This is a genomic window from Luteimonas aquatica, from assembly GCF_022662575.1.
Classification (GTDB): Bacteria; Pseudomonadota; Gammaproteobacteria; order Xanthomonadales; family Xanthomonadaceae; genus Luteimonas; species Luteimonas aquatica.
Genome location: NZ_JALBFU010000021.1, coordinates 1 through 15,439 on the forward strand (window position 1 = coordinate 1; position 15,439 = coordinate 15,439).

Genomic DNA, 15,439 nt, shown 5'->3' on the forward strand with positions numbered 1-15,439 from the left:
GCGCGACGGTTTCGATCACAACACGGTGACGGGCAAGGACGTCAACGACCGCGACATCCTGGGCGTGCGGACGTCGCTGGCGTGGAAGCCGAGCGAGAAGTTCAATGCCAGCTTCATCTGGGATCATTTCCAGGAAGAGGACATGCGCTCGCGCACCGGCAAGCAGCTGTGCCACAACGATCCGGGGCCGGCGCAGATGGGCGGCATGACGGTCAGCGCGTTCGACCGCAACTTCCTCAGCCAGGGCTGCGCCGGCGGCTCGCTGTACGACGACGGCGCCTACGGCGTGCCCAACGGCGGCAGCCTGCCGTTCGTGCTCGGCGCGCAGACCCAGGCGGTCGGCTACATCCTCGACGCGGACGGGAATTACAAGGACATCGCGACCATGATCCCGGTGGGATTCAATCCCTACGCCGGCGTGACCCAGTCCAAGGACCTGCGCAAGATCGCCACCAGCTACGACCCGAAATTCCACGCCAAGAACGACACCCTGCAGCTCAACTTCGACGTCGGCATCGGCGACCATCTCAATTTCGTGTCGCAGACCCTGTACACGCGCGACCAGTACTACTCCACCCAGGACTACGGGCGCTTCCAGTCGCGGCCGATCTTCACCAACACCTCCAGCGGGGTATACCTGTTCGGTCCGGACGGCCCGATCCCGGCGATCGACCGCTATCCCGGCGGCGTGTTCTGCGATCCGCAGCTGGGTTGTTCCGACCGGCTGCTGCTGGCCGACCTGGTCGATTCCGACAGCCGCCAGTGGTCGCAGGAGTTCCGCCTGCAGTCCTCCTTCGACGGGCCGTTCAACTTCAGCGTCGGCGCCAACTACCTGGAATACAAGATCGACGAGAGCTATTACGTGTTCGGCAACGTGTTCACCGCGCTCGCCGACCGCTTCCTCAACGGCAATGCGCTCGAGCTGCCCTCGGCGTACTGTCCGCCGGGCTCGGCGGTCCGCCTCGATCCGGTGAGCGGCACCATGATCCCCTGCGCCTACATCGATCCCAATCCGCTCGGTTCCATCAACGGCCAGGGCCACAACTACTTCCGCAGCCGCAACCTGGCCAAGACCCGCTCGGCGGCGATCTTCGGCGAGGGCTACTGGCAGCTCTCCGACACGCTGCGGCTGACCGCCGGCCTGCGCCTGACCCGCGACGTGAAGACGACGACGCCCGTGCCGAGCCAGCTGCTACTGGCCGATTCGAGCGCCGGCGGGCTGCACGATTTCTTCGGCGGCTACGTCGGCTACGGCTATCCGGCCAAGCCGAAGATCCGCCAGTCCTGGACCGAGCCGACGGGGCGACTGGTGCTGGACTGGTCGCCGGACCTGTCCTTCACCGACAGCACCCTGCTCTATGCCTCGCTGGGGCGCGGCTACAAGGCCGGCGGCACCAACTCGCCGGGCATCGACATCAATCCGGACGCCTTCTACATGCCGCAGCGCGATCCGCGCTTCAAGGCCGAATACGTCAACGCGATCGAGCTCGGCATGAAGAACGTGCTCGGCGACGGCAGGCTGGTCCTGAACGGCACGCTGTTCTACAACGACTACAAGGACTACCAGGTATCGCAGCTGGTCGATCGCGCCACCTTGAACGAGAACTTCGACGCCAGGACCTGGGGCGCGGAGATCGAGGCGGTGTGGCGGCCGACCGCCTCGTTCCAGCTCAGCGGCAACCTCGGCCTGCTGCGCACGCGCGTCGGCGGCGGCCAGTCCTCCATCGACGTCATGGACCGCACCGCCGGCAATCCCGACTGGGTGGTGGTGCGTTCGTGGATGCAGCTGTCCTCCAACTGCATCGCGCCGCGGGAATACGTCGAGACCGCGATGAGAATGAGCTACATGTACGGCAACAACGTGGCGAACTATTTCAACAATTTCTGTTCGACCGAGCTGCCGCTCACCGGCAGGGCGTTCGCGCCCGAGGGCGGCGGCCCGGGCGCGTTCGGATTCCGCTACGACCCGGCGGTGGACGGGCCCAACGGCGGCCAGGGCTTCGCCAAGAACGTGGGCGGCCACGAATTGCCGAACGCGCCCAAGATCACCGCCAGCCTGAGCCCGCAATACACCTTCGCGCTGGGCGAGAGCGACCTGACCCTGCGCGCGGACCTGTACTACCAGGGCAAGAGCTGGGCGCGCATCTACCAGGACCGCATCGACCGCCTGCACGACTGGGGCAACGTCAACCTGTCGCTGACCTGGTACAGGCCCAAGACCGACATGACGGTGCAGCTGTACGTGAAGAACCTGCTGGACGGCGAAGCCATCACCGGCACCTTCCTCAACAGCGACGACACCGGCCTGACCACCAACGTCTTCATCCAGGACCCGCGCATCGTCGGACTGAGCATCCGCAAGGGATTTTTCTAGGCGGCCGACGTTCCCGGCTCGCGAGAGCCACCGGCGGGCGGCCGGAAAACGCTTGCTCCCCGCAGGCCGGCCGCCCGCCTCCTTCAGCCGGATCCGTTCCCGCCGGGACAGGCGTTGTCCTGGGCCGGCGGCGCGGCCATGACAGGCCGCGCGCGCATCGCGCGATGCGATGCGGGAAAGGGCCGGCGCCAGCGCCGCTCCGACGCTGCGTGTTTTCGGGGCGAACCGTCCGCATCGACGAGATCGGACTCTCTTCGACTCAAGCATGGAGAACGCATCATGAGCAAACTGAAAACCGCCCTGATCGCGGCGCTGGCCCTGTCCGGCGCCGCGACCGCCAACGCGGCCTTTGCGCAATACCACTACGAGGTGTGGACGGGATCGGGCTGGTCCGACGAGGGCACCGCGCACCTGCGCGGCCCGATCGTCATCGGGCAAGCCGGCGGCTACATGCTGCCGTGCGATGTCGACATCACCTTGGCCGTGTCGGGCGGCAACGCTTCGGTCACCGCGATCGCCTTCGCCAACGGCGCATCGACGTGCCCCGGCACCGTCGGCGAAGCGCTGCCCTGGCCGCTGGCCGCGCCCACCGCGTACACCGGCGGCAATCCGCCCTTCCTCGGCGCACCGACCCTGACGGGCGCGTTGTGGAACATGGCCATCACCGGCGTGCGCATCCGCGTGCCGGGCGTGAATTACGTCTGTCCCTATCCCAATGGAACGGGGACGGTACTGGGCGTGCTGGACAACGGCGCGGGCGCGCCCGGAGCCAATCGCTACGTGTTCTCGCAGATGCTCGGGCCGTGCGCCTTCATGACGCGCAAGTCGGCTTACGTGCCCAATGCCTTGCTGGCCGAGCCGCAGATACGCGTCGCGGGCGCAGGCCATTTGCCAGGCCCTTGAGGCCCGGCGGCGCGTATCCGCCCGGAAAAGCGCGAAATCGTTTCCAGGCACCTGGGGATCCGGCGGTGCATGCCGCCGGATCCATGGCGGTTCGCGCGCGCCGCGGCTCGCGCGCCGCTTTTCGGCCCCGATTTTCGTCTTGCCGGCGCCCGCGTCGCGGCGCGGGCCAAGGACTTCAAACCCCGGAACGACGCGGTTTAGAACGATAGAAAAGCATGCGGGCGGTCACGTCTTTTTCTGAACCGGCCAGTCTTTTTTTGCAGTGCAGCGTGCATCGTGGGTAACGTCTCCTTCACGATTCGCTCGCACCCGACGTGGGGGAGGGAGCAAAAGCCCGAAGCGGTACGCCGCTCCGGGCTTTTTTTTGTGCGCTGATTGGCATTACGGCGCCGGCCGGCGCGGCGGGACCGTATCGACGGCGTGAAGACGGCGCACGCGCAGGGCGCGAACCGGAAGCGGACCTCAGGACGCGGCGTTCGCCGCCGCTTTGGTTTTCGCCAGGCGCCGCGCGGCGCGCCAGCGCCACAGCCCCACCAGCAAGGGCACGGCCGCCATCGCGAAGCAGGCCGCGTCCAGCACGCCGTCGCCGAGCAGCATGCCGACGATGCCGGCCATGCAGATCAGCGCCAGCACCAGCACCAGGGACAAGCTGCCACGGCCGTTCATGCGCGCGCCTCCGCTGCGGCTTTCGCGCCGCGGCGTCCGCGCCGCCGGTTCCACCACAGCCAGGCGCCGTTGCCGGTGATGAACAGCGTCAGCCAGGTGCACGCGGTCCACAACAGCTTCAGCGGCAGTCCGCCGTAGTCGCCGAAGTGCAGCGGCTGCGAGAAGACGATCGCCTTCATGTACAGCGGCAGTTCCTTGACCGCGCTGACGCTGCCGTCCACCGCGTCGACCAGGGCCACGCGGAACAGCCGCTCGTCCAGGCCGTCGCCGTTGATCAGCACGGTGTAGTGGCGGTCGGTGGAGAAATCGGTGCCCGGGAAGATGACCGAGTTGACGTGCCAGCCGCGCGGCGCGGCCGCCAGCGCGGCGCGATAGGCGCCGTCGGCATCGAGCGGCGGATGGCGACGGTCGACCGCGCGCGCGTCGCTCAGCCGGCGCACTTCCGCCAGCTCCGTCTGCGCCCACAACCCGGTGGCGATGCTGCCGAAGCCGAGCAGGAATCCGGTGATGGTGACCGCCAGCGCCCAGCCCAGCACGATGGCGCCGATGAAGTTGTGCAGGTCCAGTTGCAGCAGGCGCGGACCGCGCCCGCGCCGCAGCACGCCGAAGACCACGCGCTTGACGTAGGGTGCGTAGACCACCAGGCCCGAGAGCAGCGAGAGCAGCACCAGCAGCGCGATCAGCGCGCCGACCAGCTCGCCCATCGGGCCGAGGAACCATTGCGCGTGCAGTTCCAGCAGGAAGCCGGTCAAGGTCTTGTCGGCATCCAGCGCATGCTCGTCGGTCGGCCTGGCGTCGGCCAGGCGCGTGAAGCGCAGCTTGGCGTTGTCGAAGTTGTCGTCGGTGGCCGCGGCGGTGACCAGCAGCAGCACGCCGGGATGGTCCTTGGGATCGATGCCGAGGCTGAGCACGCGCTCGCCGGGCGAGACGGCCAGGATGTTGTCCACCGATTCGGCCAGCGGCCGGTGCGGCGCCGCCTCCAGGCCCTCGGCGGTGGGCACCACGCCCATCGCCGCGTCGATCTCCTCGTGGAAGATCAGCACGGTGCCGGTCAGGCACAGCACCAGGAACGGCAGCGTCGCCACCAGGCTGGTCCAGCGATGCAGCCAGAGGTTGAGGCGGAACCAGCGGGAAGGCTTGCGCGTGTCCATGGTCACCAGTCGTACTGCAGGCCGACGTACCAGCTGCGCGGACGGATCAGCGTGGCCGAGTCGTAGGGGCTGGGGTCGATGCTGTAGGTGTAGACCTGCAGCGCCGAGCGGTCGTCGAAGGCATTGTCCACGCCGGCGAAGACATAGGTCCTGCCGAAGCGGTAGCCGCCCTTGGCGTTGACCACCCAGTAGGCGTCGGTGCGGCCGAGCGGGCGGTTCTCGATGTCGGAGTAGTAGGCGTTGGAATGGCGCGCGTTGAGGCCGAACTCGCCGCCGCCGGCGCCGCGCCAGAGCAGGCCGGCGTTGGCGGTGAAGGTCGGGGCGTTGGCGAAGGCGTTGCCTTCGATGCCGGAGTTGGGATAGCGGGTCACCTTGGTGCGCAGCACGCCGATGTCCGAGTACAGCTCCAGCGCCGGCGTCGCCTGCCAGCGCAGGCCGAGCTCGGCGCCGTAGTTGCGGGCGCGGTCGGCGTTGCGCACCTCGACCGACCACACGCCCGGCCGCGGGTCGAGGTCGAACGGCAGCTGCATGTCGCGGTAGTCGCCGTAGAAGACGTTGCCGGTGAGCTGCACGCGGCCGTCGGCCAGCTCGCCGCGGAAGAACGCCTCGTAGTTGACCACGTACTCCGGCTCGAAGAAGTAGGTCCTGAACACCATGGCCGGGAACGCGTACGCCGCCACCACGCCGCCGCCGCCGGCGTTGTAGCCGCGCGAGACCAGGCCGCCGAAGGTCCAGCGCTCGTTGGCATGCCAGCTCAGGCCGAGCTTGGGCAGGAAGGCGTTGTAGGTCTTGTCGATGTCGATATCGATGATGGCGCCGTCGCCGCCGGCGCGGCGGTGTCGCTCGCGCTCGTAGCGCGCGCCCAGCGTCAGCTCCAGGTCATCGCGCAGCGCGACCTGGGTCTGGCCGTACAGCGCGGCGGTGCGGATCTCGTCGCGGAAGCGCTCGCCGTCCATCGGGAAATCGATCAGCTCGTCCTGGTTGGCGCGGAAGAAGTAGGCGCCGAAGATGCCGCTGGCGCGCCCGTCGCCTTTTTCCAGCACCAGCTTGGGTTCCAGCACGTACTCGCGGTTGTCGATGCTGGCGATGCCGGTGTTCTTCGGCGCCTCGCGCTTGACGTGCAGGTCGGTGGCCGAGATCAGGGTGTCCCAGCGCAGGCGGTCGTTCAGGCGCCACTGCGTGTCGGCGATCAGCACGTTGCCGCGGTTGTCGAAGACGGGCATGTCCGGCGTGCTGTTGCGCTTGTCGCCGAACGGGCGCGACTCCGATTCGAGCTGCGGCGCGCGCGACTGCGCGTGCTGGAAGGTGAGCAGGGCGCTGAAGTCGGGCAGCGCGTCGGGCTTGACCAGCAGCTTGCCGCGCAGCGTGCGCGTCTCGAACTCGCCGGGATCGGAGGCGCCGGGGATCGGCGCGAAGTCGAGATAGCTGTGCTGGCGCTGCACGTCGCCGGCGATGCGGAAGGCGACCTGGTCGCCGGCCAGCGGCCCGGAGACGGCGAAGGCGGCCTGGCGACGGTCGCGGTTGCCGGCGAGCACGCGCACGCTGCCCTCGGGGGTGAAGCTCGGGTCGCGGGTCTTGATCGCCAGCGTGCCGGCGATGGCGTTGCGGCCCTGCAGCAGGCTCTGCGGACCGCGCAGCAGTTCGATCTGCTGCACGTCCCAGAGCGAGTCGCCGCCGAACACGATCTCGTTGTAGCTGGCCGGGCGGCCATCGATGCTCAGGCTCAGGCGCGGCCGCGTGCCGGCGAAGAAGGCGTCCGAGCCGGTGGCCGGACCGGTGCCGTCCACGCCGCGCACCGCCGGGGCGAGATTGCCGACGCCGGGGCTGGTGACGTTGGCCATGTTGCCGAGCAGGGAGCGGCTGTCGTCCAGCCCGCGCGCCTGCAGCGCCTGGCCGTCGACGACCGTGGCGCTGGTGCCGGTGTCACGCTGCGAGCGGCCCTGCTTGTCGGCGATGACGGTGACGGTGTCGAGCGTGGTGGCCGAAGGCGGCGCGGCCTCCTCGGCCAGCGCGGGGCCGGAGAAGACGGGGCCGGCCAGGACGGCGGCGAGCGCCAGGCGCGGCGCGGCGCGGGCAGGCAAGGGACGAACGGGGGCACGGCGGCGGAAAGTCGCGAGCATCGAAAGGGCACCAAGGAGACTGGGGCCTCGGCCGCGCGTCCGGAGAGGATGCGCGATGCTGGCGAATGCCGAACGAGGTCGGCGAGCTGGCGACGGAGGAGGAAGCGCGAACCGGCGATCCGATCCGCGCCGGCATGTTAATACGGCGTGTAGATCGATTCCAGCGTTCCCGGGATCGCCGCCCCGCAGGCACAATCGCGCCGTGAACGACCGCGCCGAGAACGACATCGCCCCGAACGTTGCGCTCGACGAGCTGGTACAACGCGCCTGCGCCCCGTTCGAGCCTCTGACCGCCGCCGATCCGCCGCTGTCCGGGAAACTGCGCCGGATCGCCCTGGCCAGCGACTTCGCCGTCGCCGTGCTGGGCCGGCAGCCGGCGCTGCTCGAACGCCTGGCCGCCGACGACGGCGCCGCCGCCGCGCCGCCGCCGTCGCTGACGGCGGACAACCGCGGCGACTGGCCGGCGGTGCTGCGCCGCTATCGCCAGGCCGAGTCGGTCCGGCTGATCTGGCGCGACGTGCTGGGGCTGGAGACGGTCGCGGACACGCTGGCCGGCAGCACGCGCCTGGCCGAGACCTGCCTGCAGGTCGCGCTCGCCGCGATCGAGGCGGAGTTCGCCCAGCGCCACGGCCTGGTGCGCGACCGCGAGGGCCGCGCGCAGCGCCTGGTCGTGTTCGGCCTCGGCAAGCTCGGCGGCGGCGAGCTGAACTTCAGCTCCGACATCGACCTGGTCTATGCCTACGCGGAGGAAGGCGAGAGCGACGGCGCGCGCCCGCTGGCCGCGGAGGCCTACTTCGCGCGCCTGGGCCAGCAGCTGGCGAAGCTGCTCGACGAGCGCACCGCCGACGGTTTCAGCCATCGCGTCGACCTGCGCCTGCGTCCGTTCGGCAACGCCGGCCGCGTGGCGCTGTCGTTCGCGGCGATGGAGCAGTACTTCCAGCGCGAGGGGCGCGACTGGGAGCGCTACGCCTGGCAGAAGGCGCGGCCGGTGGCGGGCGATCTGGCCGCCGGCGAGGCCTTCCTGGACGCATTGCGGCCGTTCGTCTATCGCCGCTACCTGGATTTCGGCGCGCTCGACGGGTTGCGCGCGATGAAGGCGGCGATCGCCGCCGAGGTGGCGCGCAAGGACCTGGAGCATGACATCAAGCGCGGCGCCGGCGGCATCCGCGAGATCGAGTTCTTCGCCCAGGCGCTGCAGCTGATCCACGGCGGCCGCGATCCGGCGCTGCGCGAGCGGCGCCTGCTGCCGGCGCTGCAGGCCCTGCGCGAGGCGCACCAGATCAGCGAGCAGACGCACGCCGCGCTGGCGGAGGCCTACGGGTTCCTGCGCCGGCTCGAGAACCGCCTGCAGATGCTGCGCGACGCGCAGACGCATGCGTTGCCCGCCGACGCGCTCGACCGGGCACGCATCGCGCAGGGGCTCGGCCATCGCGACTGGGACGCGCTGCAGGCGGCGCTGGCGCTGCAGCGCGGGCGCGTGGCCGCCGAGTTCGAGGCGCTGCTGGCGCCGCGGCGGCGGCAGGCGGCGGGCGCCGCGGACGGCGGGGCGCTTTCCGAGGGCCTGCTCGCCGGCTACTGGCGGGCGCTCCCCGACGACGGCGACGCGCAGGTCCTGGCCGATGCCGGCTATGCCGATCCGGCGGCCGCCGACGCGATGCTGCGCGATTTCGCCCGCGCCTCGGGCGTGCGCGAGCTGTCCGACGCCGCGCGCGCGCGCCTGGACCGCGTGCTGCCGCAACTGGTGCGCGCCGCCGGCGCTGCCGGCGATCCAGGGCTGGCGCTGCGCCGCCTGCTGGCGCTGCTGCACAACATCCTGCGCCGCGCCAGTTACCTGGCGCTGCTCGACGAGCAGCCGGCGGCGCTGGCGCGGCTGGTCGGCGCGGTGATGCGCAGCGCCCTGCTCGCCGAACGGCTGGCGACGCTGCCGCTGCTGCTGGACGAACTGCTCGACGCGCGCGTGGCCGGCCCGCTGCCCGAGCGCGCCGAGCTGGCGCGCGCCTGCGCGGCGGCGCTGGCGCACGAGGACACCGAGGCCGCGCTGATGGCGCTCAACGAGATCCGCCAAGCGCTGAGCTTCCGCATCGCCCTGGCCACGCTCGACGGCCGCCAGGACGCGCGCGCCAGCGCGCGCCAACTGGCCTGGTTGGCCGACGCCGTGCTCGAAGTGGTGCTGATGCTGGCGCGGCGCGAGCTGCGCGCCGCGCATGGCGAGATCGCCGGCGCGCGCTTCGCCATCGTCGGCTACGGCAGCCTGGGCGGCGAGGAGCTCGGCTTCGGCTCGGATCTGGACCTGGTCTTCCTCTACGACGCGCCGGCCGAGGCGCACTCGGACGGCGCGCGCGCGCTGGACGCGCCGCGCTGGTTCGCGCGCCTGGCGCAGAAGATCGTGGCGCTGCTGGGCACGGTCACCGCCGCCGGTCGCCTGTACGACATCGACGTGCGCCTGCGCCCGGACGGCGGCAAGGGCCTGCTGGTGTCGAGCCTGGCCAGCTACGAGGACTACCAGCGCCAGCGCGCCTGGACCTGGGAACACCAGGCGCTGGTGCGCGCCCGCGCGATCGCCGGCGACGAGGGGCTGCGCGAGGACTTCGAGCGCGTGCGCGCCCGCACGCTCGGCCACGCGCGCGAGGCCGGCAAGCTGCGCGAGGACGTGGTGGCGATGCGACTGAGGATGCGCGCCGAGCTGGACCGCAGCAACGCCGCCGGCTTCGACCTCAAGCAGGGACGCGGCGGCCTGGTCGACCTGGAGTTCCTGCTGCAGTTCCTGGTGCTGCGCGATGCCGCCCGCGTCCCGGCGCTGCTGGCGCCGCGCGACACGCCGGGACTGATCGCGGCGGCCGGGCAGGCGGGCGTGTTCGGCGCGGCCACCCGCGACGCGCTCTCCGACGCGCACGCGACCATGCTGGCGGCGGGGCTGGAATGCACGCTCGACCGCCGCCGCCGCTTCGTGGCCGGCAGCGCGGCCATCGACGGCGCGCGCGCCGCGGTGGACGCCGCCGCGGCGCGGGAAGGACTGGCGTTCCAGCCGCCCGAGGCACCGGACGGCTAGCGCGACAGTACGCCGATGATGTCCAGCGCCATCCGGCGCTTCACCGTCGGCAGCAGCCGCAGCTGGGTGAGCATGTGGCTTTCGTATTCGTCGCGCGCGTAGTCGTCCACGATCACCGGCGCGGGCTCATTGGCGACGTTGCTGCTCGGGCCACGGCCGGTGGCCAGCCATTCGAAGTTGGTGCTGGTCAGCAGGGCGATCTGGATCAGGTGCTCCACGCTGGGCGTGGTGCCCTCCGGATTCTCCCATTGCGTCACGGCGCTGCGCTTCACGCCGACCCGCCGCGCCAGCTCCGCCTGCGAAAGACGGACCAGCGAACGCGCCTTCCTGACGCGAACCGACAAGACACCCATATGCGTTCTCCCGGTAATGGCCGTCCCTGAGCGCCCCCCGCGCCTTAGCAGACAGCGATTCTTGCCCAAGGTTGTTTCGTTCTGCTTGCCCTGGCCGTTGCCTCCCCGGAAACGGCCATCAACATCACAAACGGAAAGCGGCGCTTGCGCCTGACATCGGGACCGGACCTCTTCTCTCGACGGCCAGGGTATGCGAGAAAGAACGCGCATTTCAGGGCATGCGTCTCGGCGGCGCGATGCCGACGTCACGAGTCCATCGGATCGCTCCGGGCGGAAAGCCGCCGCGTGGGCGGGAGGCCGGCATCCGGCGGGCGCGCGGCGGAAGACAGTGCGGTCGATCACGCTCCTGGAAGGCGTGCTCCAAGAAGGCACGCTCCCGGAAGGACGGTGGCCGGCCCGGGGAACGTGTCTCGACCACCCGCTGGAACTCTATGGATGGACGACGGGAATGACCAAGATCTGGCTGTTCGGATCCTTGACGGTGGCGGCCGACCACGGCGCGGCGGCGCCGTTGGCGCTGGTCGGGCGCAGCGCCAGCCTGCTGGCGTATCTGGCCCTCGGCCGCGGCTGCTACTACAGCCGCGCCGAGCTGCTCGGCAACCTGTGGCCGGAACGCAGCGGCGCGGGCACGCCGGGCTCGTTCAACACCGCGCTGTGGCGCTTGCGGCGGCTGATCGAGCCGCCGCCGTACCGGCACGGCGACGTGATCGCCTGCGACCGCCGCGGCGCGATCGGCCTCAACGGTTCGGCGCAGCTGTGGCTGGACGTGGAGGAGTTCCAGCGCGCGATCGCCGCGGGCCTGGCCAAGCCGCCGGAGCGGATGAGCGATGCCGACATCGAGGGGCTGGAGCGGGGCGTGGCGCTGTACAAGTCCGACATCCTGCTCGACATGATCGACGACTGGGCGCTGCGCGAGCGGGAAAAGTACCGGCGCGACTATCTGAACGCGCTCGGCCGGCTGATGCAGATCGCCACCATCCGCCGCCAGTACGCGCAGGCGATCGGCCACGCGCAGGCGATCCTCGACCACGACGCGCTGCGCGAGGACGTGCACCGCGAACTGATGCAGCTGTTCGTGCTCAACGGGCAGCGCGCACAGGCGCTGCGCCAGTTCGAGCATTGCCGCGAGCTGCTGCGGCGTGAGCTGGCGATCCAGCCGATGCGCGAAACCATGGCCCTGTACCAGAAGATCGCCGACAGCGCGATCGGCGCCGCCGTCGAACCCGATGCGCCGCAGCCGCCGCCGTTCGCCGGCGGCGTGGGCGGGACGCGGCAGATGATCGATTCGGCGCGCACGTATCTGGCGCATGCCGACGAGCGGCTGCAGCTGAGCCTGCAGCTGCTGGCATGAGCCGTGCCTAGGCCATCGGCTGGCGGATCACGGTCTTCCACCTGGCCGGCGCGGCGCGTCGGATATCGCTCAGATAGATCTCGTGGTGCTTGCCGGCCAGCGCCGCGCGCTCGCCGATGAAGTCGTGGACCCTGCGGATCGTCGGACCTTCCTCGCTGAACGGGCCGATGTGCAGCGTCTGCGCGCAGCGCCCTTCGTCGAACGCCTCCAGCCGCAGCCCCCGCAGCGCGGGCAGGGACTTCTTCCGCCGCACCGCCGCGATGGCGGCGTGGATCGCGGCGGCCTCCACGAAATCGGGCTGCATGATCATCATCGTCCACTTCCACTGCGCCCTGTCGTCGCGGAGGAAGGAGGACAGGTCCTCGGACCACCAGAGCCCCTCCAGCGGCATGACCGCGTAGTCGATGCCCTGCGCTCCGCGCTTGACCGCGAACTTCGTGGCGTAGGAGACCGAGAACAGCGCCTCCACCGCCTCGGCGTAGCGCGGCGAGGTATTGGGATCGCCTTCGCCGTCGACCATCAGGAAGCGCATGGCCGGCACCTCGACCTCGACCACCGACTTCGCGGACGGGTGGTAGAGGTGCTTGAGTTCCCGCTTGACGTCGATCCTGGGCATGGGCGCATCCGAAGGCGGTCTGGCCGCGCCAGCAAGGCCTGGGCGGCGGACGGCAGGAGCGTGCCCGGACGCGCCCGTGTCCGCAAGGGACGCCGCCGCGTTTCCGGGGCTCCGCTCCGCGTCACCGCGCCATCACGCCCGTCACGCCGGCGGTGAGCCGGGCGTGATGCGGCGGTGATGGCGCCGTGATGCCGCGGGCGCAGGCTCGGGAGCATGTCGATTCGACGGATCCCGCTGCCATGGCATTGCTCGAGGATCGCACCGCCGCCTTCATCGTCAGGGTCTGGTGCGAACGCGGCGACGCCGATGCCGATGCCGCCGGCTGCGAGTGGCGCGGCTCGGTGGAGCACGTGCAGTCGGGGCAGCGCATGTTCTTCCGCCACCTGGAGGCGGTACTCGAATTCATGAAACCGCACCTGCACAGCATCGGCATCGACGCCCAGCAGCGCTTCTGGGAGCGCATCTCCTCGGTCATCGAAACCGGCGGCGACGCCGGCCGGGCCCTGGAACTCGCGCTCCCGCCGCCGTCTTCCCCGTCCGCATCCCCTTCCTCTGCCAACAGCGCCCGCAAGCGCCGCTAGGAGACCGCCATGGCTCTCATTCGTGCCAACCGAGCAGCGATCGATGACCGCTTCAGCGTGCTCGGCTTCACCGTCCGCACCGAATCGCCCCTGTTCGAAATCGGACTGGCCACCGAACCGGAGCTGTTGCGCTCGGAGAACCGCGCCCGCCGCAACGCCGGCAACTTCTACACCACGCGCCTGCTCAGCGCCGGCAACGCGCGCAACGGCGAGGCGGTCTATCTGGTGCCGCCGAGCGTGGTCGCGCGCTTCGTCGGCCAGCCGCGCCTGTACTTCGGCCTGGCGACCTACCGCGAAGGCGACCGCGACCGCCCGGTGGCGGTGAACGTGCCCGACCGCGGCCACATGTACGTCAGCCTGTCCGGCCTGACCGAGCGCGGCCTGCGCCGCACCACGCGCATGGAGCGCGGCAACGGCTACGGCAGCGCCGGCGACAGCCTGGCCTGGGGCGGCGATGCCTCCGCCGCGGCGGGCAATGGCGGCGCGGGGAACGGCGCGCCGGGCAATGGCAGCGCCGCGCGGCCGGCCAGCGGCGGCGGCGCGTCCGATGGCGCCGCCAACCTGCCCTACAGCGACGGCTACTCCGACGAACTCTGGCACGAGGGCGGCGCCGGCGCCGCCCCGCCGGCCGCCGCACCCGCGCCCGCCGCGGGCGACGGCACGGCCGCGGCCCCGGCCGTAGCCCAGTCCTACGGTTACGGCCGCGCGCTGTCCGCGCCCGCCGCACGCCCGCATCCGCGCCGCGCGCCCTATGCCAAGCCGCTGCTGGTGTCCTCCTACTACCGGCCCAGCAACTGGTTCGACGCGCTGACCACCCAGATCGGCTTCTTCCTGGAGAGCGCGAAGTGGTACCTGGGCGTCGACGACACCACCGTGCCGCCGCATTCGGCGATCTGCCAGGTGCGCACCGTCGACGGCAGCGAGGAGGGCGGCCTGGGCGGAACCGCATTCTTCATCGCGCCGCGCCTGCTGCTGACCGCCGCGCACGTGGTCTACAACCAGAGCGAGCTGATCATCGTGCCGGGCAAGAACAGCGGCGGCATCAGCGGCGCCACCGAGCCCTTCGGCCGCTTCAGCGTCACCTCGGCCGATATCCGGATGCACCCGTCCTACGGCAGCAACCACGACTTCGACCTGGCGCTGATCCGCGTGCCCGAGGCGCACGCGGCCCCGGCCGGCCGCTACTTCGACCTGCTCGAGGAGCTGACCCAGTCGCGTCCGGAAGGCGTGATCGTCACCGGCTACGCCGCGCGGTGGGTGGAGCGCGACGCCGTCGAGCGTTTCGTCAACGCCACCATCGATCCGAACAAGCAGCACATGATGGGCGGCTACATCCGCGAGCTGCCGAGCGAGGACACCTTCACCTACGACCTGCAGACCCTCGGCGGCACCAGCGGCTCGCCGGTGTACTGGATCGAGCAGGGCGCCAGCCCGCGCGCGCACGTGGTCGGCGTGCACGTGGACGAGTTCGACGACACCACCAATCTCGGCTGCCGGCTCACGCCGACCAAGATCGCCTGGATCCGCCAGGTCGCCGCCGGCTGGAGCCAGGCGCTGACCTTCTCGCTGGCCGCGCGCGCCCTGGAGGACGCAGCCGCGCCCGTCGCCGGCGAGATCGACCCGGATGCGATGGGCATCCGCGACGACGAACCGGAAGACGCGGGAATCGCCGCCGCCCAGGCGCTGCGCACGCGCGCGCTCGACGCCTCGGACGGGGACTATCCGGGCGCCCGCTTCGTTCCCGCCCACAGCGGCAACTATTCGCGCGGCCGGCGTCGCGACCGCGTGCTCGACCGCATCGTCATCCACATCACCGCCGGCGGCGAGAGCATCAACGGCACGATCGGCTGGTTCCAGAACCCGGCCGCGCGGGTGAGCTCGCACTACATCGTCGGGCGCGACGGCGAGGTCGTGCAGATGGTGCGCGACGCCGACACCGCCTGGCACGCCAGCGCGTCGAATTCGCGCAGCATCGGCATCGAGCACAACGGCAACAAACCCTCGCGCCGCAACCGCCGCGACCTGCCGCCGACCGAGCCGCAGTACCGCGCCTCCGCGCGCCTGGTGGCCTGGCTGTGCCGGCAGCACGGCATCCCGGCCGACCGCGAGCACATCCTCGGCCACATCGAGGTCTCCCCGCGCGACAACCACGACTGCCCGACCTCGTACTGGGATTGGGACCTGTACATGGCCTGCGTGCAGGAGGAAGTCGCCGCGCTGGCCGGTGCGGCGCCGGCGCAGGGCCTGGCCCTGCGCCGCGGCGGCGCGCCCGCCC

The 15,439-nt window shown here is 70.8% G+C and carries 11 protein-coding genes; 6 read left to right on the top strand and 5 right to left on the bottom strand.

What is annotated here, in order from left to right:
• A partial coding sequence (locus MD221_RS17035) for a TonB-dependent receptor domain-containing protein (RefSeq protein WP_242113270.1) occupies positions 1–2,374 on the top strand: 2,374 nt, incomplete at its 5' end.
• 279 nt (positions 2,375–2,653) lie between these two features.
• The gene (locus MD221_RS17040) at positions 2,654–3,277 is read left to right on the top strand and encodes a hypothetical protein (RefSeq protein ID WP_242113271.1); all 624 of its coding nucleotides are present in this window, start codon (positions 2,654–2,656) and stop codon (positions 3,275–3,277) included.
• Positions 3,278–3,739: 462 nt separating this feature from the next.
• Here the strand turns inward: MD221_RS17040 and MD221_RS17045 are convergent, their stop codons facing one another.
• Genes MD221_RS17045 through MD221_RS17055 form a run of 3 tightly spaced genes read right to left on the bottom strand, consistent with a single transcriptional unit; the run spans position 3,740 to position 7,175 of the window.
• A complete protein-coding gene (locus tag MD221_RS17045; protein ID WP_242113273.1) occupies positions 3,740–3,943 on the bottom strand; it encodes a hypothetical protein in 204 nt (67 codons plus the stop codon).
• Positions 3,940–5,094, bottom strand: a complete 1,155-nt coding sequence (locus tag MD221_RS17050; RefSeq protein WP_242113275.1) for a PepSY-associated TM helix domain-containing protein — start codon at positions 5,092–5,094, stop codon at positions 3,940–3,942. The genes MD221_RS17045 and MD221_RS17050 overlap by 4 nt, the downstream gene beginning before the upstream one ends.
• A 2-nt stretch (positions 5,095–5,096) precedes the next feature.
• Positions 5,097–7,175: a TonB-dependent receptor gene (locus tag MD221_RS17055; protein WP_242113279.1), complete on the bottom strand. Its 2,079-nt coding sequence runs from the start codon at positions 7,173–7,175 to the stop codon at positions 5,097–5,099.
• A 241-nt stretch (positions 7,176–7,416) separates the two neighbouring features.
• Between MD221_RS17055 and glnE the strand changes: the two genes are divergently transcribed.
• Positions 7,417–10,263, top strand: a complete 2,847-nt coding sequence (gene glnE / locus MD221_RS17060) for a bifunctional [glutamate--ammonia ligase]-adenylyl-L-tyrosine phosphorylase/[glutamate--ammonia-ligase] adenylyltransferase (protein WP_425602301.1) — start codon at positions 7,417–7,419, stop codon at positions 10,261–10,263.
• Here the strand turns inward: glnE and MD221_RS17065 are convergent.
• Positions 10,260–10,616: a helix-turn-helix domain-containing protein gene (locus MD221_RS17065; protein ID WP_242113287.1), complete on the bottom strand. Its 357-nt coding sequence runs from the start codon at positions 10,614–10,616 to the stop codon at positions 10,260–10,262. The genes glnE and MD221_RS17065 overlap by 4 nt on opposite strands.
• Positions 10,617–11,064: 448 nt before the next feature.
• Here MD221_RS17065 and MD221_RS17070 point away from each other — a divergent pair, with 448 nt between their 5' ends.
• Positions 11,065–11,967, top strand: coding sequence for an AfsR/SARP family transcriptional regulator (locus MD221_RS17070; RefSeq protein WP_242113288.1), 903 nt, complete (start codon positions 11,065–11,067; stop codon positions 11,965–11,967).
• 7 nt (positions 11,968–11,974) lie between these two features.
• On the opposite strand, the gene MD221_RS17075 is transcribed toward MD221_RS17070, so the two are convergent.
• Entirely contained in the window at positions 11,975–12,583 is a 609-nt protein-coding gene (locus MD221_RS17075; protein ID WP_242113290.1) for a GyrI-like domain-containing protein, read from the bottom strand.
• Positions 12,584–12,822: 239 nt separating this feature from the next.
• Here MD221_RS17075 and MD221_RS17080 point away from each other — a divergent pair, with 239 nt between their 5' ends.
• Positions 12,823–13,164 carry a hypothetical protein gene (locus MD221_RS17080; RefSeq protein ID WP_242113291.1) on the top strand — a complete coding sequence of 114 codons (342 nt, stop codon included), beginning with the start codon at positions 12,823–12,825 and terminating at the stop codon, positions 13,162–13,164.
• A gap of 9 nt (positions 13,165–13,173) precedes the next feature.
• On the top strand, positions 13,174–15,439 hold a 2,266-nt coding region (locus MD221_RS17085), incomplete at its 3' end, for an N-acetylmuramoyl-L-alanine amidase (RefSeq protein ID WP_242113298.1).

Bases quoted from the DNA above. Each gene is read 5' to 3' on its own strand.
- MD221_RS17040 (WP_242113271.1), top strand. From the start codon at position 2,654: ATGAGCAAACTGAAAACCGCCCTGATCGCGGCGCTGGCCCTGTCCGGC.
- MD221_RS17045 (WP_242113273.1), bottom strand. From the start codon at position 3,943: ATGAACGGCCGTGGCAGCTTGTCCCTGGTGCTGGTGCTGGCGCTGATC.
- MD221_RS17050 (WP_242113275.1), bottom strand. From the start codon at position 5,094: ATGGACACGCGCAAGCCTTCCCGCTGGTTCCGCCTCAACCTCTGGCTG.
- MD221_RS17065 (WP_242113287.1), bottom strand. From the start codon at position 10,616: ATGGGTGTCTTGTCGGTTCGCGTCAGGAAGGCGCGTTCGCTGGTCCGT.
- MD221_RS17070 (WP_242113288.1), top strand. From the start codon at position 11,065: ATGACCAAGATCTGGCTGTTCGGATCCTTGACGGTGGCGGCCGACCAC.
- MD221_RS17075 (WP_242113290.1), bottom strand. From the start codon at position 12,583: ATGCCCAGGATCGACGTCAAGCGGGAACTCAAGCACCTCTACCACCCG.
- MD221_RS17080 (WP_242113291.1), top strand. From the start codon at position 12,823: ATGGCATTGCTCGAGGATCGCACCGCCGCCTTCATCGTCAGGGTCTGG.